The 20,574-nt window shown below is 62.4% G+C and carries 16 protein-coding genes, 2 tRNA genes and 1 pseudogene; 5 read left to right on the plus strand and 14 right to left on the minus strand.

Annotated features, from left to right (window positions below):
• Nucleotides 1-220: 220 nt before the first annotated feature.
• Nucleotides 221-2,026 (minus strand): sulfoacetaldehyde acetyltransferase, encoded by a 1,806-nt coding sequence (gene xsc, locus IGS55_RS18610; RefSeq protein WP_442908186.1) that lies wholly within the window; start codon nt 2,024-2,026, stop codon nt 221-223.
• Between the two features lie 213 nt (nt 2,027-2,239).
• On the opposite strand from xsc (IGS55_RS18610), the gene IGS55_RS18615 reads away from it, so the two are divergent.
• Genes IGS55_RS18615 through IGS55_RS18625 form a run of 3 tightly spaced genes read left to right on the plus strand, consistent with a single transcriptional unit; the run spans nt 2,240 to nt 5,817 of the window.
• Entirely contained in the window at nt 2,240-3,076 is an 837-nt protein-coding gene (locus tag IGS55_RS18615; protein ID WP_374106902.1) for an IclR family transcriptional regulator, read from the plus strand.
• 39 nt (nt 3,077-3,115) lie between these two features.
• On the plus strand, nt 3,116-4,090 hold the full coding sequence (locus IGS55_RS18620) for an AAA family ATPase (protein WP_230519545.1): 975 nt from the start codon (nt 3,116-3,118) through the stop codon (nt 4,088-4,090).
• A complete protein-coding gene (locus IGS55_RS18625) occupies nt 4,087-5,817 on the plus strand; it encodes a cobaltochelatase CobT-related protein (RefSeq protein ID WP_230519546.1) in 1,731 nt (576 codons plus the stop codon). Before IGS55_RS18620 ends, IGS55_RS18625 begins: the two co-directional genes overlap by 4 nt.
• Before the next feature lie 4 nt (nt 5,818-5,821).
• On the opposite strand, the gene IGS55_RS18630 is transcribed toward IGS55_RS18625, so the two are convergent.
• From IGS55_RS18630 to IGS55_RS18675, 10 genes and pseudogenes are all read right to left on the minus strand, one after another.
• On the minus strand, nt 5,822-6,964 hold the full coding sequence (locus IGS55_RS18630) for an AAA family ATPase (RefSeq protein WP_442908179.1): 1,143 nt from the start codon (nt 6,962-6,964) through the stop codon (nt 5,822-5,824).
• Nucleotides 6,961-7,848 carry an RNA ligase family protein gene (locus tag IGS55_RS18635; protein ID WP_230519547.1) on the minus strand — a complete coding sequence of 296 codons (888 nt, stop codon included), beginning with the start codon at nt 7,846-7,848 and terminating at the stop codon, nt 6,961-6,963. Before IGS55_RS18635 ends, IGS55_RS18630 begins: the two co-directional genes overlap by 4 nt.
• 292 nt (nt 7,849-8,140) lie before the next feature.
• Nucleotides 8,141-8,910: pseudogene (locus tag IGS55_RS18640) on the minus strand (TSUP family transporter).
• Complete coding sequence (pta, locus tag IGS55_RS18645; RefSeq protein ID WP_230519548.1) at nt 8,900-9,901, minus strand: phosphate acetyltransferase; 1,002 nt, start codon at nt 9,899-9,901, stop codon at nt 8,900-8,902. Before pta ends, IGS55_RS18640 begins: the two are co-directional and overlap by 11 nt.
• A 249-nt stretch (nt 9,902-10,150) precedes the next feature.
• The gene (gene xsc / locus IGS55_RS18650) at nt 10,151-11,965 is read right to left on the minus strand and encodes a sulfoacetaldehyde acetyltransferase (protein ID WP_230537254.1); all 1,815 of its coding nucleotides are present in this window, start codon (nt 11,963-11,965) and stop codon (nt 10,151-10,153) included.
• A gap of 226 nt (nt 11,966-12,191) precedes the next feature.
• Nucleotides 12,192-13,202, minus strand: a complete 1,011-nt coding sequence (locus tag IGS55_RS18655; RefSeq protein WP_230517728.1) for a porin — start codon at nt 13,200-13,202, stop codon at nt 12,192-12,194.
• 70 nt (nt 13,203-13,272) lie between these two features.
• On the minus strand, nt 13,273-14,088 hold the full coding sequence (locus IGS55_RS18660; protein WP_230517727.1) for a thiazole synthase: 816 nt from the start codon (nt 14,086-14,088) through the stop codon (nt 13,273-13,275).
• The gene (locus IGS55_RS18665) at nt 14,085-15,389 is read right to left on the minus strand and encodes a D-amino acid dehydrogenase (RefSeq protein WP_230517726.1); all 1,305 of its coding nucleotides are present in this window, start codon (nt 15,387-15,389) and stop codon (nt 14,085-14,087) included. Before IGS55_RS18665 ends, IGS55_RS18660 begins: the two co-directional genes overlap by 4 nt.
• 16 nt (nt 15,390-15,405) lie before the next feature.
• Nucleotides 15,406-16,470: a YeiH family protein gene (locus IGS55_RS18670; RefSeq protein WP_230517725.1), complete on the minus strand. Its 1,065-nt coding sequence runs from the start codon at nt 16,468-16,470 to the stop codon at nt 15,406-15,408.
• Nucleotides 16,471-16,674: 204 nt separating this feature from the next.
• Nucleotides 16,675-17,544, minus strand: a complete 870-nt coding sequence (locus tag IGS55_RS18675) for an NAD(P)-dependent oxidoreductase (protein ID WP_230517724.1) — start codon at nt 17,542-17,544, stop codon at nt 16,675-16,677.
• Nucleotides 17,545-17,802: 258 nt separating this feature from the next.
• Between IGS55_RS18675 and IGS55_RS18680 the strand changes: the two genes are divergently transcribed.
• Nucleotides 17,803-18,456, plus strand: a complete 654-nt coding sequence (locus IGS55_RS18680) for a PEP-CTERM sorting domain-containing protein (RefSeq protein WP_230517723.1) — start codon at nt 17,803-17,805, stop codon at nt 18,454-18,456.
• A 48-nt stretch (nt 18,457-18,504) separates the two neighbouring features.
• On the opposite strand, the gene hisC is transcribed toward IGS55_RS18680, so the two are convergent.
• Entirely contained in the window at nt 18,505-19,563 is a 1,059-nt protein-coding gene (gene hisC, locus IGS55_RS18685) for a histidinol-phosphate transaminase (protein ID WP_230517722.1), read from the minus strand.
• Between the two features lie 195 nt (nt 19,564-19,758).
• Between hisC and IGS55_RS18690 the strand changes: the two genes are divergently transcribed.
• Nucleotides 19,759-19,935 (plus strand): hypothetical protein, encoded by a 177-nt coding sequence (locus IGS55_RS18690; RefSeq protein WP_230517721.1) that lies wholly within the window; start codon nt 19,759-19,761, stop codon nt 19,933-19,935.
• Between the two features lie 168 nt (nt 19,936-20,103).
• On the opposite strand, the gene IGS55_RS18695 is transcribed toward IGS55_RS18690, so the two are convergent.
• Both IGS55_RS18695 and IGS55_RS18700 read right to left on the minus strand, forming a co-directional pair.
• Nucleotides 20,104-20,193: transfer RNA gene (locus IGS55_RS18695), tRNA-Ser, on the minus strand.
• A 268-nt stretch (nt 20,194-20,461) separates the two neighbouring features.
• Nucleotides 20,462-20,551, minus strand: a tRNA-Ser gene (locus tag IGS55_RS18700).
• Nucleotides 20,552-20,574: the final 23 nt, after the last annotated feature.

Consider the following 20,574-nt stretch of genomic DNA (forward strand, 5'->3'; position numbering starts at 1 on the left):
AAGCCTTAAGCATGGGCTTGTCAAATCAAATAATTCAATTACCGGGACGCTTCGTCTTCTTTAATGAAATTGTGATGTTTCCGTGACATTTTGTGAGAATTTGGTCACAACGCTTTGTCGGATTACGCCGGGCTTTGCCCGGCTAATCCGACCTACACAGTCGCGTAGGTTGGGTAGGTTGGATTAGCCCAACGGGCGTAATCCAACAACACCCGTTACATCAAACGTAATCTTTATATTTATCCAGATGCCGCACCGGCTTGCTCAGCGCATCGCGGCGGAACGGGTCGCCCAGCTCGCGCGTGCACATGATTTCGATGATGGTCGTCTTGCCTTCATTCATCTGCATGTCGATCGCCTTTTTCAAGGCCGGCCCCACGTCTTCCAGCTTGTCGACCGTGATGCCTTCGGCGCCCATGGCGCGCGCGATCTCGGCGAAACTCTGGTTGTCGAGCTCGCCGGCGACGAAGCGGCGGTTGTAGAAATCGACCTGGTTTTTCTTTTCCGCGCCCCACTGGCGGTTGTGGAACACCACGGCCGTCACGGGGATGTTGTGGCGCACGCAGGTCATCGTTTCCATCAGGCTCATGCCCCAGGCGCCGTCGCCCGCATACGACACGGCCGGACGGTGCGGTGCCGCCACCTTGGCGCCGATGATGGTCGGGAAGGCATAGCCGCAGTTGCCAAAGCTCATCGCCGCAAAGAAGCTGCGCGGCTTTTCAAAGCGCAAGTAACTGTTCGCCACCGAGTTGATGTTGCCGATGTCGGTCGACACCATCACGTCTTCCGGCATGGCTTTTTCCAGCTCGCGCAGCACCTGGCGCGGGTGCAGGTAGCTGCCCGGCTCTTTCTTTTGCTCTTCGATCATGTCCAGGCTGTACGCATCTTTTTCGTGCGTCCAGTTGGTCAGCTCCTCTTCCCAGGCCGCCTTCTCGGCTTGCACGGCGACATAGCGCGCGTCGCGCGTCGCGTCGCAGTCGAGCGTCTTGCCGTCCAGGCGTGCCAGGATGGCTTTGGCGGCCGCCTTGGCGTCGCCGCAGATGCCGACGGAGATTTTCTTGACCAGGCCCAGCATCTTGTTGTCCGCGTCGATCTGGATGATCTTCGCGTTCTTTGGCCAGTAATCCATGCCGTGCTGCGGCAAGGTGCCGAACGGGCCCAGGCGCGAGCCTAAAGCGACGACGACGTCGGCCTGGGCGATCAGTTTCATGGCCGCCTTGGAACCCTGGTAGCCGAGCGGGCCGCACCACAGCGGATGGCTGGCGGGGAAGGAGTCGTTGTGCAGGTAGCTGTTGACGACGGGCGCGCCCAGGCGCTCGGCCAGCGCCTTGCACTCTTCGATCGCTTCGCCCATGACGACGCCGCCGCCGGAGATAATCACGGGGAACTTGGCTTTCGCCAGCAATTCGGCCGCGTCATTGAGGCTTTGTTCGCCGCCGGCGCCGCGGTCCAGGCGGTTCGGCTTTGGAATCTCGGCCTTGATTTCGCCATAAAAATAGTCGCGCGGAATATTCAATTGTGTCGGCCCCATTTCCGACATGGCGCGGTCAAAGCAGCGGCCCGTGAATTCCGCCATGCGGGCCGGATTGGTCACGTGGCCCTGGTACTTCGTGAATTCCTCGAACATCGGCAGCTGGTTCGCTTCCTGGAAGCCGCCCAGGCCCATGCTCATGGTGCCCGTCTCCGGCGTGATGATCACGACGGGCGTATGCGCCCAATAGGCGGCGGCGATGGCGGTCACGCAATTGCTGATGCCGGGACCGTTCTGGCCGATGACGACGCCATGGCGGCCCGAGACGCGGGCATAGCCGTCGGCCATGTGGCCGGCGCCCTGCTCGTGCACGACGGGGATCAGGCGGATGCCGGCGGGGGCGAAGATATCCATCGGGTCCATGAAGGCCGAGCCCATGATGCCGAACATGTCGGTCACGCCATTGGCGGCCAGGGTTTCCACGAACGCTTCGGAAGGCGTCATCTTTTGCGGGCCTACCGGAACGGCAGCGGCGGCGGCTTTTTGGTCGGTCATGTCATTCATGGGTGTCTCCTGGTCTGTTGTAATGAATTGCAGTGTAGTGAACAACTTATTTATCAAAAATCGGTATATTTTGTTCCGAAATTTGATATACAATTCAATTTAAGCGTTCGGGAATCAAAAGTCAAACAGAATTTCGAGGAAACGGTACAATTTGAGTTCGAAAATGAAATAACACTCAGACAGACAACCGAGGCCACCATGGACATGATTTCATCCCCAAAACTTGAGCCGGAAAAACTGGAAGGCGACACGCCCACGATGCGTTTGTTTGCCTTGCTGGAAGTGATTGCCGAAAAAGACCAGTTGCTGTCGCTGCAAGCGCTGGTGGAAGAAACGGGGCTGCCGAAGCCCACCCTGCACCGCATGCTGCAACAGCTGGAAAGCGTGGGCGTGCTGCAGCGCGAAAGCGATGGCCGCCACTACAGCACGGGCGTGCGCCTGCGCCGCCTGGCGTCGAACCTCTTGATTAACAACACTTTCCATGGCGCCCGCCGCATGGTCTTGCGCCAGCTGGTCGAGGAAGTGGGCGAAAGCTGCAACCTGACGGCCTTCAGCGGCAGCGAAGTGGTGTACCTGGACCGGGTGGAAACGGCGGCCCCGCTGCGCTTCTACCTGCATCCCGGTTCGCGGGTGCCGGCCCACTGCTCGTCGAGCGGCAAGCTGTTCCTGGCGCAAATGACGCCCGTGCAGCGGCGCCGCCTGCTGGGCCACATGGAATTGACGCGCTTTACGGACAAGACGGAAACGGACCCCGTCAAGCTCGAACGCGAGCTGGAACTGGTGCGCCGCAACGGCTATGCGCTGGACGACGAGGAATTCCTGCCCGGCCTGCTGTGCGTGGCCGTGCTGGTGCCGAACCCGAACGGCCGCTCGAACCTGGCCGTGGCCATCCAGGCGCCCATCATCCGCTTGACGCACGACAAGGCTTTACATTTCTTGCCAGCATTGCAACGCGCCGCGCAAGCCCTGGCCGCCATCGAATCGGAAACCATGCCGACGACGGGCGGGGACGACGACGCATTGCAAACCGGTCATTCATAACCGCCGTAGCGCCCCGCTGCGGTTTCACAGGAGAACAAGGTGCCAGATTCACGCCAACATCCCCCCGCCGCAGCGGCGCAAACCTTGCAGTCCGTGCGCAGCCTGTTCGATATCGACAGCGACCTGCTCGTGCCAGTCTTCACGGAACGCGACCCGCACGTGCCCGACATCGATCCCGCCTACCGCTTCAACAAGGATGTGACCCTGGCGATTTTGGCCGGCTTCACGCATAACCGCCGCGTGATGGTGCAGGGCTTGCACGGCACGGGAAAGTCCACGCATATCGAGCAGGTGGCGGCGCGCCTGAACTGGCCCTGCGTGCGGGTCAACCTCGACGGCCACATCAGCCGCCTGGACCTGGTCGGCAAGGATGCCATCGTGCTGCGCGAACAGCAGCAGGTGACGGAATTCCAGGAGGGCATCGTGCCCTGGTCGCTGCAACGGCCCGTGGCCCTGATCTTCGACGAGTACGACGCGGGCCGCCCCGACGTGATGTTCGTCATCCAGCGCATCCTCGAGCGCGACGGCAAGTTCACCCTGCTCGACCAGAACCGGGTCATCACGCCGCATCCCCACTTTCGCCTGTTCGCCACCTCGAACACGGTGGGCCTTGGCAACCTGAACGGCATGTACCACGGCACGCAAGTACTGAATCACGCGCAGATCGACCGCTGGAACATCGTCGCCACCTTGAACTATCTGCCGCAGGAGGAAGAAACGCGGATCGTCCTGGCCAGAGTCCCCGCCATGAACGACGAGGCGGGCCGCCAGCTGGCCGCCGCCATGGTGGCCCTGGCCAGCCTCACGCGCCACGGTTATGCGGCCGGCGACCTGACTTGTCTGATGTCGCCGCGCACGGTGATTACCTGGGCCGAAAACTGCCAGATCTTCCGTGACCCGGCCTTGGCCTTCCGCCTGTCCTTCCTCAACAAATGCGACGAGGCCGAGCGGCCCATGGTGGCCGAGTACTATCAGCGCTGCTTCAATGAGGAATTGCTGGCGAGCCAGGCATGAGTACCGAAGTGACCGCGCCTGCAGCCTACACGCGCGAGCAGCAGGAAACGGATGAATTGTGCGCGGGCGCCATCCGCGCCCTCAGCGCTTCTCCCTCGATACGCTACCGGGGCCGGCGCCTGCACGACGGCCACCGACCGCTACCCATCCATGCGGCCCATTTGCAGCCCGATGCGGCGCTGCAGGATTTGCCGTCCTTGCGCGGCGCGGCCGACAGCGTGGCCCTGCGTCTGCTGCACACGGATGCGGCCCTGCACAAGTCACTCTGCCCGCTCGAACCCGTGGCGCGCCTCGTCTTCGAATTGCTGGAACAGTTAAGGGTGGAAACGCTGGCGCCCGAGCAGCACGCTGGCGTCATCGGCAACCTGCGCCACCGTTTTACCGCATGGTCGCACGCGTTCTACGAATCCGGCCTGGCCGAGGGCGCTTCGGGCTTGCTGCTGTACACGGTATTCCAGATGTGCTGGTCGCGCCTGACGGCCCGCCCCGTGCTGGAAAAAACGGAAGATTTTATCGAAGCGACACGCTGGTCCGTTTCTTCCGCCCTGAGCGGCGACCTGGCCGGCTTGCGCCGCCACCGTGCCGACCAGGCCGCCTTTGCGCGCCATGCGCTGGCCATCGCCCACGCCGTCGATGCCATGCTGAAAGACGCACAAACGGCACGCGATGGCGGCGGGGACGATACCGGCGATGCCAAGGCGCAGGCCGCGTTCAAGCTGCTGCTCGATTTCGACAGCGACAACGACCAGCTTCCCGATGCCGCCCCGCTGGGCGAAAGCCGCGCCTTCAGCGACGGCGCTGGCGGCTACAAGGCTTACTCCACGGCCTACGACCGCGAAGACAAGGCGGGCGAACTCGTGCGCCGCGCCCTGCTGCTCGAATACCGCGAACGCATGGATGCGCACATCGCCAGCCTGGGCATCAACACGGCCCGCCTGGCGCGGCGCTTCACGCAATTGCTGGCCGTGCCCGAGCGCGACGGCTGGTCGTTCGGCGAGGAAGAGGGGTATATCGACGGCCGGCGGCTGGCGCAGCTGATCAGCTCACCGTCCGAGCGCAGGCTGTTTCGCAAGGAACAATTGCTGCCGCAAGCCGATTGCCTTGTCACCTTTCTCGTCGATTGCTCCGGCTCCATGAAGACCCACGCGCAATCCGTGGCCGTGCTGCTGGACATTGTGCTGCGCGCGCTGGACCAGGCGGGCATCGCGACGGAGTTGCTGGGCTTTACGACGGGCGCTTGGAACGGCGGACGAGCCAGGCGCGACTGGCTGCGCGCCCGCTCTCCGGCCAATCCGGGCCGCTTGAACGAACTCGTGCACATGGTCTTCAAGGATGGCGACACGAGCTGGCGCCGCGCGCGGCCCGACATCGCGGCCCTGCTGAAGGCGGACCTGTACCGCGAAGGCGTCGATGGCGAAGCCGTGGACTGGGCGTGCACGCGCATGCTGGCGCGCCCGGAACGGCGGCGCATCCTGCTCGTCGTGTCAGATGGTTGCCCGATGGATACGGCCACGAATCTGGCCAACGACGAGTTTTACCTGGCCCAGCATCTGAAACAGGTGGTGGCGCGCCGCGAAGCGCAGGGCGCCGTGGAAATCTGCGGGCTGGGACTGGGCCTGGACCTGGGCGCCTACTACAGCCGCAGCCTGGCCACCACCCTGCCCGCCTCGCTGAACAATGAACTGTTCAGCGAGATCGCGCAGTTGCTCGGTGGACGCAAGCGCTAAGCCTTCAGCTCACTTCATAGCGCACCGTGTGCGCTTCCATCGGCAGTGGAATTTCCCAGTTCCACAGCATCGTTTGCAGCTTCTTGTTGCTGAGCGACGTGTCGCGCTGGCCGTTGCGCCGCAGTAGCTCCTTGCGCGGCTGTTCCAGGTACACGAGCTCCACCTGCGCATGGTATTTGTACAGCAGGTTGAGCGTCTTTTCGCGCATCAGTTTCGACAGGTGCGTGGCGTTCCACACGAACGGTTCGCCCTTGCGCAACAGTTCGCGCGCCCGCTCTTCCGCATAGTCGCCCACCTGCCCCTCGTTCTTGCCGTGCTTCAAACCCAAGGCCGTCCGCGCATCGTCAAACGACACGACAGGCAGGCGCGGATGGTGCCCCTCCACCCACGTATTCTTGCCCGACGCGGGCAAGCCCGACATGACGATCACGCGCGAGCCCGGCTCCTGGAACAGCGGATAGTCGGGATGCGTCTCGGCGCCGCGGAAATATTTGACGCGCGTGTGATCGTCAACGAAAGCGCGCCGCTGGCCATAGCATCCTTCCTCGCGCGCCAGTTCGCGGAACAGCTCGATGGCATCCAAAATGCGCTGCGGATCGGGACAGATACGTCCGCGGATATCGGCCTCGGCCAGCATGGCCAGCAAGCGGATATCGACTTGCCACGACAGTTCGCGCACGGTGAACTCGGGCGTGACGCCGCGCCGCGACGTTTCCAGCGCAAAGAACGGCACCTGGTGCACATTGATCAGGCGGCATATCTCCTCGCGCACGGCAAACGGCACATCGCAATCCCACAGGGCGATGCGCGCATCGAGGGCGCCCTTGCGCGAGTGGCCGGGCTGGCCGATGGCGCCCGTCACCGGGTCGATCACCGTGGTACTGCACTTGGCCACGTCGTGCAGCAAGGCGGCGAGAAACACGATTTCCTGTTCCGCCCGCGTGGCGGCCTGGTAGTCGGGCATGGCCAGCAGGGATTCCACCACCATCATCGTATGCGTCCACACATCGCCTTCCGCGTGGTACACGGGGTTTTGCGGCGTCGTCTTGGCCAGTTCCAGCTGCGGGAAGGCGGCCAGGCAAGCGTTGAAATCGGGCGACTGGCCCGCTGGCGGCACCAGTTGCTGCAGGGTTTTCCAGTTCATCATTGTGTACTCCTTGAGAAAGCTGCCAGTTCGTCGAGCGAACGGCAGGTATGCAAGCCCAGGCTTTCCCACGTGACGAGCGGCTGCGGCGCGTACAGGTCCACGCCGTCGGCCAGCTGGTTCGGGATCAAGGGCCGCGTGCTGTGGTGCGAACCGCTGTCGAGGATGGTCTGCGTAAAGTCATGGCGCACCAGCTTGTAGCGGGCCAGCACTTGCTCGTCGTCCTCCACCTTCAGGTACAGGCCTTCCGCGTGGTCGGACTTGTCCGTCTGCTTCCAGCACAAGTCCAGCGGCAGGCGCTCGCGCGCCACCGCGTGTTCAAAAGCGTCGCGCCACAGACTGGACTTGGCCAGCGAATGGCGCAGCAGCTGCCACAGCTGTTTTGGCGACGTGGGCATCAACCCCGCATACAACACGGGGACGGACAGCACGGGCGAGCCGGCCAGCATGGCGTGGCGGCGCGCCGTCGACAAAAACATCTGGCTGCGGCGGCAATACACGTCGAACTCATTGAAGTAATGGGGCAGCCGGTCGTAAAACACGGAATGCTTGCTGTACGACCATTCGCCAAACAGCACATACTGGTCTTCCAGCAGGTGCAGCAAGGCGTGTTCGTGCGCATGCGCCCACGGTTTCAACAGATTGAACTGGCGTTCGCTGCCGCCGCCCGCCAGGTAATGGCCGCGCGACTGCAGCAGCAGTTCGCCCGCATCGCTGAACGACACGGCGGAGTTGGCGCCATCGATTTTTTCCTCGATGACGACGTACCGGCCGGCCAGCTTTTTCAACGGCATCTGGTCGGAACCGTCATCGCCATCCTGCAGACGCGAGCCTTCCAGGTGCGGCGTGCGCGGGTATTTGAATAAGGGTAAAGATTGTAAAAACATAGCGTCCCACGCCGCGTTCACCGGGGCGTGTCCATACAGGGTCAGGGGTGCTGACGACGTGTTCGGGCGTGGACGATCAAGACCAGGGTCTCGGATACGTGTGCGGGAAGAGCAAGAGCAGTGCCGCAGCAATCGGGGGCGTCAACGCGCCGAACGATGCTGCAAAGAGCATTTCGTCAGCGTTAGCAGATGATGGCGAAGAAGCGAGGCACTTTTGGCTCCAATAAGGAAGAGGTTCGAGAAAGAACGGGGAATATAACGGCAGTTTGACTATTTTGCAAGCGCCGCACGCTTAGCGCAGCAATTGCGGCACGGCCGCCGCCATCAGCGAAATGCCGATCAGGGTCAGCACGGCAAACGCGATGCGGCGCATGCCGCGCTGGGCGATCGGCGGCGGGTAGCGCTTGCCGGCCATCGTGGCCAGCACACCCACGGGCAAGGCCAGCGCACACAGCAGCAGCACTTTCGCGTCGAGCTGGCCCTGGCTGCCCGCCATCAGCGCCCGCCCGCGCTGATGGCGAACAGGAAGATCAGGCTGTAGCGGATGGTTTTCAAGCTCATTTCCTGGCGGTAGAACTGGTACACGAGCGGCGGGCCGGCCAGCGAAAACAGGCCCGAGAACAGGCCGCCGCACACGCCGCTGATGAAAAAACTGCGCTTGTCGGCCGCGCCCGGTCCCGGCGGCGCCTGCAGCAGGATGCTGACGCCGCCATACACGATGGCCGCGCCCAACAACAGATGCAGCAGCGGCGCGTACGCCTGGTCCAGGTAGCCGAGCAGCAAGACGCCGGCCGCCATGGCCGGCAGCAAGCCGATGCTGGCCGCGCGGATGGCGCGCCAGTCCAGGTGGTGCAAGGCGCCGGGCAGGGCCACGAGGCAATTGGCCAGGGACAACAAACTGACGAGGGCCGCCAGCGCGGGCACGGGCGCCAGGCCGAGGCCGCTGGCCACGCCCATGACGATCATGCCCAGGCCAAAGCCCGTGACGGTCTGGAAATACGTGCCCGCCGCCACCACGCCCAGCAGCGCCAGCACGGGCAGGCTGAACAACTCAGCGTCCACCCTGGGCCTGCACGGACGTGACCGCAATCACGTTATACACATCGTCGGCGCTGCAGCCGCGCGACAGATCGTTGGCCGGCTTCTTCAAGCCTTGCAGCAAGGGGCCGATGGCGACGGCGCCGCCCATGCGCTCGGCCAGCTTGTAGCCGATATTGCCCGCGTCCAAGTTCGGGAACACCAGCACGTTCGCGCGGCCGTTGACGACGGAATCCTTGACCTTGCGCTGGGAAATCTCGGCCACGATGGCCGCGTCCAGCTGCACGTCGCCATCGATGGCCAGCAGCGGGCGCTGGGCCTTGACCTTGTCCGTTGCCGCGTGCACCTTGTCGACGGCCGCGTGGTGGGCGCTGCCGCTGGTGGAAAACGACAGCATGGCGACGCGCGGTTCTTCCATCAGCAAGGCTTGCGCGCTGTCGGCGGCGGCCATGGCGATGTCGGCCAATTCCTCGGCTTTCGGATCGACCACCAAAGCGCAGTCGGAAAAGATGAAACCGCCCTTGAGGCTGTGGAAAGGTTCGCACAGCATCATCAGGAAAAAGCTCGACACCAGCTTGAAGGCCGGGTCGACGCCGATGATCTGGATGGCGCTGCGCACCACGTCGGCCGTCGTGTGCACGGCCCCCGCCACGCAGCCGTCGGCGTCGCCCAGGCGCACCATCAGGTTGGCGTAGCACAGCGGATCCTGCACGGCGTTTCTCGCCTGCTCCACCGTCATGCCCTTGGCCTGGCGCAGCACGAATAATTGCTGGGCGTAATGTTCCGACTCGCTGGACTGCGCCGGGTCGACCAGGCGCACGGCGTCCAGGTCCAGCGCGTGTTCCTGCGCCAGGGCCAGGATGGCGGCCGGCTGGCCGACGATGGTGATGTGGGCCAGGCCTTCGGCAGCGGCACGCGCGGCCGCCTGCAGCACGCGCGCATCGCCGCCCTCGCACAAGACGATATGTTTCGGCACGGCGCGGGCTTGCGCGATGATGCGGTGCAGGGCTTTCATGGCGACTCCAATTCGGTAAAAAAAGTGCCGGAACCATGGAAGCATAAAGATGGTTCCGGCACATAAAACCCGGCAAGCCGGGGTCATACAAGGATCGGTCGGGGTGGCGTCGGATGACGCCTGGCCTGGCTACTGTCCGGGTGGTGTCGGATTACGCCGGGCTTTGCCCGGCTAATCCGACCTACACAGTCGCGTAAGTTGGGTAGGTTGGATTAGCCCAACGGGCGTAATCCAACAACACCCGCTACATCAAACGTAATCTTTATATTTATCCAGATGACGAATTGGTTTACTCAGCGCATCGCGGCGGAACGGGTCGCCCAGCTCGCGCGTGCACATGATTTCGATGATGGTCGTCTTGCCTTCATTCATCTGCATGTCGATCGCCTTTTTCAAGGCCGGCCCCACGTCTTCCAGCTTGTCGACCGTGATGCCTTCGGCGCCCATGGCGCGCGCGATCTCGGCGAAACTCTGGTTGTCGAGCTCCCCGGCGACAAAGCGGCGGTTGTAGAAATCGACCTGGTTTTTCTTTTCCGCGCCCCACTGGCGGTTGTGGAACACCACGGCCGTCACGGGAATGTTGTGGCGCACGCAGGTCATCGTTTCCATCAGGCTCATGCCCCAGGCGCCGTCGCCCGCATACGACACGGCCGGACGGTGCGGTGCCGCCACCTTGGCGCCGATGATGGTCGGGAAGGCATAGCCGCAGTTGCCAAAGCTCATCGCCGCAAAGAAGCTGCGCGGCTTTTCAAAGCGCAAGTAACTGTTCGCCACCGAGTTGATGTTGCCGATGTCGGTCGACACCATCACGTCTTCCGGCATGGCTTTTTCCAGCTCGCGCAAGACCTGGCGCGGGTGCAGGTAGCTGCCCGGCTCTTTCTTTTGCTCTTCGATCATGTCCAGGCTGTACGCATCTTTTTCGTGCGTCCAGTTGGTCAGCTCCTCTTCCCAGGCCGCCTTCTCGGCTTGCACGGCGACATAGCGCGCGTCGCGCGTCGCGTCGCAGTCGAGCGTCTTGCCGTCCAGGCGTGCCAGGATGGCTTTGGCGGCCGCCTTGGCGTCGCCGCAGATGCCGACGGAGATTTTCTTGACCAGGCCCAGCATCTTGTTGTCCGCGTCGATCTGGATGATCTTCGCGTTCTTCGGCCAGTAATCCATGCCGTGCTGCGGCAAGGTGCCGAACGGGCCCAGGCGCGAGCCTAAAGCGACGACGACGTCGGCCTGGGCGATCAGTTTCATGGCCGCCTTGGAACCCTGGTAGCCGAGCGGGCCGCACCACAGCGGATGGCTGGCGGGGAAGGAGTCGTTGTGCAGGTAGCTGTTGACGACGGGCGCGCCCAGGCGCTCGGCCAGCGCCTTGCACTCTTCGATCGCTTCGCCCATGACGACGCCGCCGCCGGAGATAATCACGGGGAACTTGGCTTTCGCCAGCAATTCGGCCGCGTCATTGAGGCTTTGTTCGCCGCCGGCGCCACGGTCCAGGCGGTTCGGCTTTGGAATCTCGGCCTTGATTTCGCCATAAAAATAGTCGCGCGGGATATTCAATTGTGTCGGCCCCATTTCCGACATGGCGCGGTCAAAGCAGCGGCCCGTGAATTCCGCCATGCGGGCCGGATTGGTCACGTGGCCCTGGTACTTCGTGAATTCCTCGAACATCGGCAGCTGGTTCGCTTCCTGGAAGCCGCCCAGGCCCATGCTCATGGTGCCCGTCTCCGGCGTGATGATCACGACGGGCGTATGCGCCCAGTAGGCGGCGGCGATGGCGGTCACGCAATTGCTGATGCCGGGGCCGTTCTGGCCGATGACGACGCCGTGGCGGCCCGAGACGCGGGCATAGCCGTCGGCCATGTGGCCGGCGCCCTGCTCGTGCACGACGGGGATCAGGCGGATGCCGGCGGGGGCGAAGATATCCATCGGGTCCATGAAGGCCGAGCCCATGATGCCGAACATGTCGGTCACGCCATTGGCGGCCAGGGTTTCCACGAACGCTTCGGAAGGCGTCATCTTTTGCGGGCCTACCGGAACGGCAGCGGCGGCGGCTTTTTGGTCGGACAAATCGGTCATGGCTCAGTCTCCTTATGGTTTTATGAAAAATCGGTATATTTTGTTCCGATATTTGAAATACGTGTTCAATTTAACGGTTGCGAAATGCGCTGTCAATGAAAATTCATGAAAAATCGGACTGTTTCATTCCTGAATCCGGAATCCATGCATGTGCACCACTGCTGAAACAACAATGGCGGCTTATCCGCAACAGACAAGCCGCCATCGTTTTCCTACGGCGCCGCGCTTAGAACTTCAAACGCATGCCGGCCGTAAAGGCGCTCGAGTTATGCCCAGGCAAGGGCACGCTGCCGCCGCTTGATGCATCGCCGACGACATTGGTGCCAGCGCCATCGTTGTTGATGCGCCCGTACGAGGTGTACAGATTCGTGCGCTTGGACAAGGCATAGGTGTAGCCGATGGCCAACTGGCGCCCGCCGCGGCGCGCATTCGTGCGGTCATCCTTCTTGATATAGGACGCCATCACGCTGCCCGCCGCCCCCACGGGGGCCGACGCGCCCAGCATGTAGCTGCGGAAATCCGTGCCCGCGTCATCCTTGTCCGTTTCATAGGCGGCGTGCAGCTTGGCGGGGCCGAAGTCGTAGGTGCCGCCCAGCAAGGTGACCTTGGCCGTGTTCAGCGGCGTGTCCTTGCGGTTGTCATGCGCCAGGGTCAGCACGAGCGGGCCGTTGGCGTAATCGATGGAAAAGTCGATGGTGCGGCCCAGGGTATTGCTGTCCGGCTTTTCGCCCAGGCCAACCATCACGGCGGCCGACAAGCCGTTCACCTTCGGCGTTTCATACATGATCGAGTTTTTCGTGCGCAGGCTGGCCACGCTCATCAGGTTGATCGAGGCGCCCGTCATGCCCGTCTCGAAGGGGTCGATATTGTCCAGCGCGGTAAACAGCGGGTTGTGCTGCAAGCCCAGGTTCACGGCGCCGAAGCCGCCCGACAGGCCCACGTAGGCCTTGCGCCCGAACAGGGCGCCCTGGCGGTTGGCGCCCGTATCCACGTCGAGACCATTTTCCAGCACGAAATTGGCCTTCAGGTTGTTGCCCAGGTCTTCCGTGCCCTTGAAGCCGATGCGGCTGCCCGACTGCACGCCGGTGGCCAGCTTGGTGACGGAACCGTCAGCGCCGCCGTGTTCGGACGTGAAGCCCGCATCGAGCAAGCCGTACACGGTGACGGACGATTGGGCGCTGGCGTTGCCGGCGAAGAAGGAGGCCAGGATGGCTGCCGCTACGAGTGTGTGTTTCATGTCATCTCCAGGTATTGTGGTTTTTATAAACGCTTGAAACGATAATCAACTGCCTTGCTACAAATCGGGCTCAGGCGATCAGCCCGGCCATCGGGGACGAGGGCGAGGCGCTCATGACGCCTGCTCTCCGGGGCATGCGTCCGGCCAGATAAGCCTCGCGTCCGCCCTGCACTGCCAGTTTCATGGCGCGCGCCATGCGTACCGGTTCGCGCGCCGCCGCGATGGCGGTATTCATCAGGATGCCGTCGCAACCGAGTTCCATGGCGATGGCCGCGTCCGACGCCGTGCCCACGCCGGCATCGACCAGTACGGGGACCTTGGCTTGCTCGATGATCAGCGACAAATTCCACGGATTCAAAATGCCCATGCCCGAGCCGATCAGTGACGCCAGCGGCATGACGGCGATGCAGCCGATGTCTTCCAGCATGCGCGCCTGGATGGGGTCGTCGCTGCAATACACCATCACCTGGAAGCCGTCGCGCACCAGTTCCTGCGCCGCCTTCAATGTTTCCGGCATGTTCGGGAACAGGGTCTTTTCATCGCCGAGCACTTCCAGCTTGCACAACTGGTGGCCGCCCAGCAACTCGCGCGCCAGCTGCAAGGTGTAGACGGCGTCGCGCGCGTTGTAGCAGCCGCCCGTGTTGGGCAGGATCGTGTATTTCGATGGCGGTATGAAATCGAGCAGGTTCGGCTCACCCTTTTCCTGGCCGATGTTGACCCTGCGGATCGTCACGGTGACAATCTCGGCGCCGCTCTCCTCGATGGCCAATCGCGTTTCCTCGAAATCCTTGTATTTACCCGTGCCCACCAGCAGACGCGACTGGTAGGTGGTACCGGCCAGGGTCAGGCCGCCGGTTGGCTGGCGGGGGGTGGCGTCGTCTCTCATCGTGGTGCTCTCCTAAGTTGATGTAACTGCGGTACCTCGCGAAGGGTTTCTCCGCAAAACGCAAAATCCACATCGGGCCGCCGCCCCGACACAAGGTCGGCGATCGCCCTGCCCGCGCCGCAGCCCATGGTCCAGCCCAGCGTGCCGTGGCCCGTGTTGAGGAACAACTGGCGATAGCGCGTCGTACCGATATACGGCACGTTCGACGGTGTCAGGGGGCGCAAGCCGGCCCAGTAGACGGGGTCGCTGTAATCGCAGGCATCAGGAAACAGCGCTTGCACTCTGCGCGTGATGGCGGCGCAGCGCACGGGGTTCAGTTCGCGCGTGTAGCCGTTCAGCTCGCACGTGCCGGCCACGCGCAGGCGTTCGCCCAGGCGCGAAAACACCAGTTTGTGGCCATCGTCCGTCAGCGAGACGGTGGGTGCGGCAGCGGAATCGAGAATCGGATAAGTAGCCGAGTAGCCCTTGCCCGGATACAGCATCAGGCGGATACCCAGCGGCCGCAGCAAGGGCGCGGAAAAGCTGCCCATGGCCACCACGACGGCGTCCGCGTGCTCAAGGCGGTGACGGCCATAGGCATCGATGCATTCCACGCCCGTGATGCGTTCACCGTCCGCAAGCAAGCGCGTCACCGTCGTGCCGTACTGAAAATCCACGCCGGCCGCGGCCGCCCGGGCCGCCAGCGCCGTGGTAAACAAATGCACGTCGCCCGACTCGTCGCTGGCTGTAAAGTCGCCGCCGACGATCTGGCTGCGCGCGTGGCGCAGGGCCGGTTCCAGCCGGATCACTTCATCGGCGCTGACGGTGTTGCGCGGGCAGCCCAGTTCGCGCAGGAGCGCGGCGCCCGACTGCGACTTATCGAACTCCTGCTGGTCCGTATAGAAATGCAATATGCCCCGCTCGAGGTGGTCATATTCGATGCCTGTTTCTCGGCGCAAGGCTTGCAGGCTCTGGCGGCTGTACTCGGCCAGGGCGACGATCTGGCGCATATTGCGCGCCACCCGCGATGGCAGGCATTCGCGCAGGTAATGCAGCGCCCACTGCCATTGCAGCGTATCGAGACGGGGACGGAACAGCAGCGGCGCGTCGTCCTTCCCCAGCCAGGTCAAGACTTTGCGCAAGGTGGCGGGATTGGCCCACGGTTCCGCATGCGAGACGGAAATCTGGCCACCATTGCCGAAGCTCGTTTCCTGCGCGGCGCCCGCCTGACGCTCGAGCACGCGCACGTCGTGGCCCGCCTGGCGCAAATACCAGGCCGATGCCGTGCCGACCACGCCGGCGCCGAGGACAAGGATCTTCATGGCGGGCTCGGCTCGCTTAACGGGTCAGCAGGACGGCGATGGCGACAAAGGCGGCGATCCACACGGTTTCCATCACCAGCATGATCACGGGGCGCCAGCCCAGCGAGGCCAGCGACTGGAACGACGTTTTGACGCCCAGCGCGGCAATGGCGATGACGAGGCAGGCGCGCGAAGCATTGTTGATCCAGCCATTCACTTCCTGCGGAATCAGGCCCAGGCTGTTGGTAATGACGAGCCAGACAAAGCCGATCAGGAAAAAGGGCACGAGCGGTGGCGCATCGACTTCGCTCTTGCCTTCCTTGCGCTTGAACATGATCGACAGGCCCAGCACGACAGGCACGAGGCAAGCCACGCGCGTCAGTTTGACGAAGGTGGCAACATCGCCCGTATGGTTGCTGACCAGGTAGCCGGCGCCCACCACTTGCGCCACGTCATGGATGGTGCCGCCGATGAACACGCCCGCCTCGGTCGGGTCAAAGCCCAGCAGCTTGACCAGCAGCGGGTAGACGATCATGGCCAGGGTCGACAGGGTCGTCACGCCGACCACTGTCAGCAGGGTGAACTTTTCGTTTTCCTTGGTTTGCGGCAGCACGGCCGAGATGGCCAGCGCGGCCGATGCGCCGCAGATGGCGACGGAACCGCCGGACAGAATGCCTTCCGTGATGGGCCGCTTGAGCCACTTGGCCAGCAAATAGCCGAAGCCCAAAGTCGCCACCAGGCCGCCGACGACGATCAAGAGTGGCGTGACGCCCACGGAAGCGATCTGGTTGAAGGTGATGCGCGCGCCCAGCAAAGCCACGCCCGTGCGCAGCAGCACCTTGCTGCAAAACTCGATGCCGGGCTTGCAGGTGGGGTCAACGGCGAGGAAGTGAAAAGCCAGGCCGAAGAACAGCGCATACAGCAGCTGGGGGCCGCCGTAATTGCTGGAAATGAAGGTGGCCGACAGGGCGATCACCAGCGCGATGGCCACGCCGGGCCAGCTGCGCAGCACGGCGCGGGGACGCCAGATGGCAACGGCGGAAGACAGGTAGGGAATGTTCTTGTCGACAACGCGTGTTATCGCTGAGGAGTTGGTTTTCATGCGGGTCCGCTCATAATGTTTTAAAAATTGGGACATTTCATCTCGTTTTTTAATAATACACGATGAGCTCGCGAAGTCCATGCTTTTCCATGAAAATCGAAACTGGATGTTCCGGAAACTGACGTTTTTTACTTTCCAGCGCCGTAAACGACAAGCGGCGCGCCCTTTGCAGGGACGCGCCGCTCGCTAATGACGAGCTAAACTTTACTTTTTGTTCAAACGGGTAATCAGGCTGGACGTATCGTAACGGTTGCCGCCCGCCTGCTGCACTTCGCCATAGAACTGGTCTGTCAAGGTCGTCACGGGCAAGTCGCTGCCGTTGCGCTTGGCTTCGGCGAGGCAGATACCGAGATCCTTGCGCATCAGGTCGACGGCGAAACCGAAGTCGAACTTGCGCTCTATCATGGTCTTGCCCCGGTTTTCCAGCTGCCACGACTGCGCCGCGCCTTTGGAAATCACGTCAACCACCAGGGCCGCGTCCAGGCCCGCGTTTTCAGCGAAGGCGATGCCTTCGCTCAAGGCCTGCACGAGTCCCGCGATGCAGATCTGGTTGACCATTTTTGTGAGCTGGCCGGAACCGGACGCGCCCATATAAGTGACTGCGCGCGAGAACAGGGCGATGACGGGCTCGGCGCGTGCATACGCTTCCGCGTCGCCACCCACCATCACGGTCAGCTTGCCGTTTTCCGCACCAGCCTGGCCGCCGGACACGGGCGCGTCGAGGAAGAACACGCCCTTCTCTTTCGCCGCCGCGTGGATGGTGCGCGCCGCTTCGGCCGAGGCCGTCGTATGGTCGATCAGGATGCTGCCCGGCGCCATGGCGGACAGCAAGCCGCCCTCTTCCAAAATGACCTGGTACAGGTCGTTATCGTTGCCGATGCAGGTGAAGACGAACTCGGCGCCGACAGCGGCGGTGGCCGGCGTGGCGGCGCTGCTGCCCTTGTGCTGCTCGAGCCAAGCGGCCGCGCGGGCCGGGTTGCGGTTGTACACGGTGACGTCATGCCCGCCCGCCGCCAGATGGCCTGCCATGGGGAAACCCATGACGCCCAAACCGATGAATGCCACTTTTGCCATATTGTCCGTCCTGTCGATGTATGAATCCGATTATTGTTGCACAAATGGCCCGCGCCAGCAGCATCGTGCCGCCAGACGCCAACCTTGGTTGGCATGCATTAGCAATTGGCAAACATCAGCGATTTACATATGCAAGATCAAAATTATCATGAATGATTTATGTTGTATTTTTTTCTATTTAATATTACATTGAACTGGCATTATAAATAAGGAAACTTTTGCCACATCCTTTTCCCAACCCTCGTTAAGGAGTCGATCTTGCAAACCTCACTCACCCGCATGAAAATCATCAGCGCCGCCGCCCTGCTGGTCGCCGCCAGCGCCGCCCACGCCGACATCACGGTCTTTACCAGCCAATCCGCCTATTTGGCAGCGGCCGGCAATACCGGTGTCGACACCTTTGATGATTTGCCCATCGATGCGCTCGACAGTCCGCTGTTCCGCAATGCCGGCAGCTACGCCTACACGGCAAGCAGCGTTGGCGCCTCGCCCATCCTGTATGGCGCGGGCACGGGCAGCGACAACTGGCTGAGCACGAACAACCGTAATGACAGCGTGGTGTTCTCCAACTTTTCCAGTGCCGTACGCGGCGTGGGGGGATTCTTCTTCGGCTCGAACGTTGCCGGCGGCTATGCCAACGCTCAGAGCATCACTTTGACAGCGCGCAATGCGCTGGGCGAGCTGCTCACCTACGAACTGGCATTGCCGACGCAGGCATCGTTTGTCGGCTTCCTGTCGACGGGCGCCTTCTCGGACCTGGCCGTCAGCACTGCCGGACAGGTCGGCATCTGGCCAACCATCAATAACCTGTCCGTGTCGGCCGTACCGGAACCAGCCACCTACGGCATGCTGCTGGGCGGCCTGGGCTTGCTGGGCTTCATGGCGCGCCGCCGCCGGGCCAGCCAGCAGTAAGCAAACTGGCGCCTGGTACGGCTGCCGGCAGCCGTACCAGGCCTGCCATCACGACAATATCTCGCGCAAGGCCGCCATCAAGGCCGCGCACTCGCCCACGTTGCCGATGCTGATGCGCAGATACTGGCTGATGCGCGGTGCATTGAAATGGCGCACGATCACGGAACGGGCGCGCAAGCCGGCCGCCAGTTGCGCCGCGTCATGCTGTGGGTGGCGGGCAAAGACAAAGTTGGCCACCGACGGCAGCACCTCGAAACCCAGCGCCTCCAGGTCCGCCGTCAGCTGCTCGCGGCTGGCGATGACGGCCTGGCGCGTCTGCTGGAAGTACGCTTCGTCGTGCAGCGAGGCGACGGCGCCGGCCAGCGCCAGCCGGTCCAGCGGATAGGAATTGAAACTGTTCTTCACACGTTCCAGCGCCTCGATCAGGTCCGGATGCCCGAAGGCACAGCCGACGCGCAAACCGGCCAGCGAACGCGATTTCGAGAACGTCTGCACCACCAGCAAGTTCGGATAACGCCCGACCAGGGCCACGGCGCTCTCGCCGCCGAAATCCACATACGCTTCATCGACCACCACCACGGCATCGGGATGGTCGCGCAACAGGATTTCCACGCCGGCCAGCGGCAAGTCGACGCCTGTCGGCGCGTTGGGATTCGGGAAGATGATGGCGCCGCACGGCCCTTGATAGTCTTCCGGGCGGATGCGCATGGCATCGTCGAGCGCTACCATGCGGTAATCGATACCGTACAGCTTGCAATACACGGGGTAGAAACTGTAGCTGATGTCGGGAAACAGCAGCGGTGCATCGTGCTTAAGCAAGGCCATGAAGGCCAGCGCCAGCACTTCATCGGAACCGTTGCCGACGAATACTTGCGCACTGTTCAAGCCGTGGTAGTCGGCCAGGGTTTGCTTCAGCTCGCTGGCCGTGGGATCGGGGTAAAGGCGCAGGCTGTCTTCAGTTGCTTCACGCAGCGCAGCCAGGACGTGGGGCGATGGACCGTAGGGGTTTTCGTTGGTGTTGAGTTTGACCAGGTCGGGCAGTTTCGGTTGCTCGCCCGGGATGTAGGGGGTCAGCTCGCTGACGATGTTGCTCCAGAATCGGCTCATTGCTTTTATTGGTGGGGTCGGGATGGGAGGGGGTAGATTACCATAGGCTGAGCGGGGTCAAGGTGGGGGGGGCAGCTGTTGAGGCCAGATATGCGACAGCGCAATAGCCGGACCGTGCACGATACCCTCGGGACACGGTTTGACAGCGCTGAAAGAAGCGCGGAGCATGAAGTGGGTAATGAGGAGGATACTGTCATGAGCGGATGGGGCGACACACAGGAGCGGGATACGGCGGATATGAAAATGGAGCATGCCGATTACGCGACCAAAAGCGATGTGGCTGCGGCCAGATTGGCCATGATTTTATGGTGCGTGGGGACGATGATTGCTACGTCAGCTGTAGTGTTTGCGGTGGCGCGGCTGGTGCACTAGCTTGCGTTACGTTAGTGGGGCGCTGAATTTCAAGGCCTGAATGGAGGAAAAAACGCCTTGCGCTGCGCGCTTTGGGCGGTTTTTTCTACCTGCATTGATACGTTGGTGGTTTTTTTGGCGTTGCGGGTATAAAAAAAGCTCCCTTGCGGGAGCTTCTCTTATGTATTCTGGCGGAGAGGGTGGGATTCGAACCCACGGTACGATTTAACGTACGCTTGATTTCGAGTCAAGTACATTCGACCACTCTGCCACCTCTCCGTTTACTGCGGTCTATTCATGCAAACTGGCGTGCCGGTTTGAACGAGGCGCTATTTTAGCATGGGTGTTGTTGGGTTGGGTAGGGGTTTATTGGTGATTTGCAACTGAGAGCTGGTAGCCAAACCAAAACCCAATTGGGCGATTCGGGGAGCCTCGCGCGAGTACGCGCTCGTCTTCGAATCCCACGCGTACGCCCCGCAGGGGGCGTACTCCTTTCCGCCGCCACAAATAAAAAAAGCTCCCTTGCGGGAGCTTTCTCTATTTGTTCTGGCGGAGAGGGTGGGATTCGAACCCACGGTACGATTTAACGTACGCTTGATTTCGAGTCAAGTACATTCGACCACTCTGCCACCTCTCCATTTGCTGCGGTCTTTTCCCGCA

It is taken from the genome of Janthinobacterium sp. EB271-G4-3-2 (assembly GCF_020858035.1).
GTDB lineage: Bacteria > Pseudomonadota > Gammaproteobacteria > Burkholderiales > Burkholderiaceae_D > Janthinobacterium > Janthinobacterium aestuarii.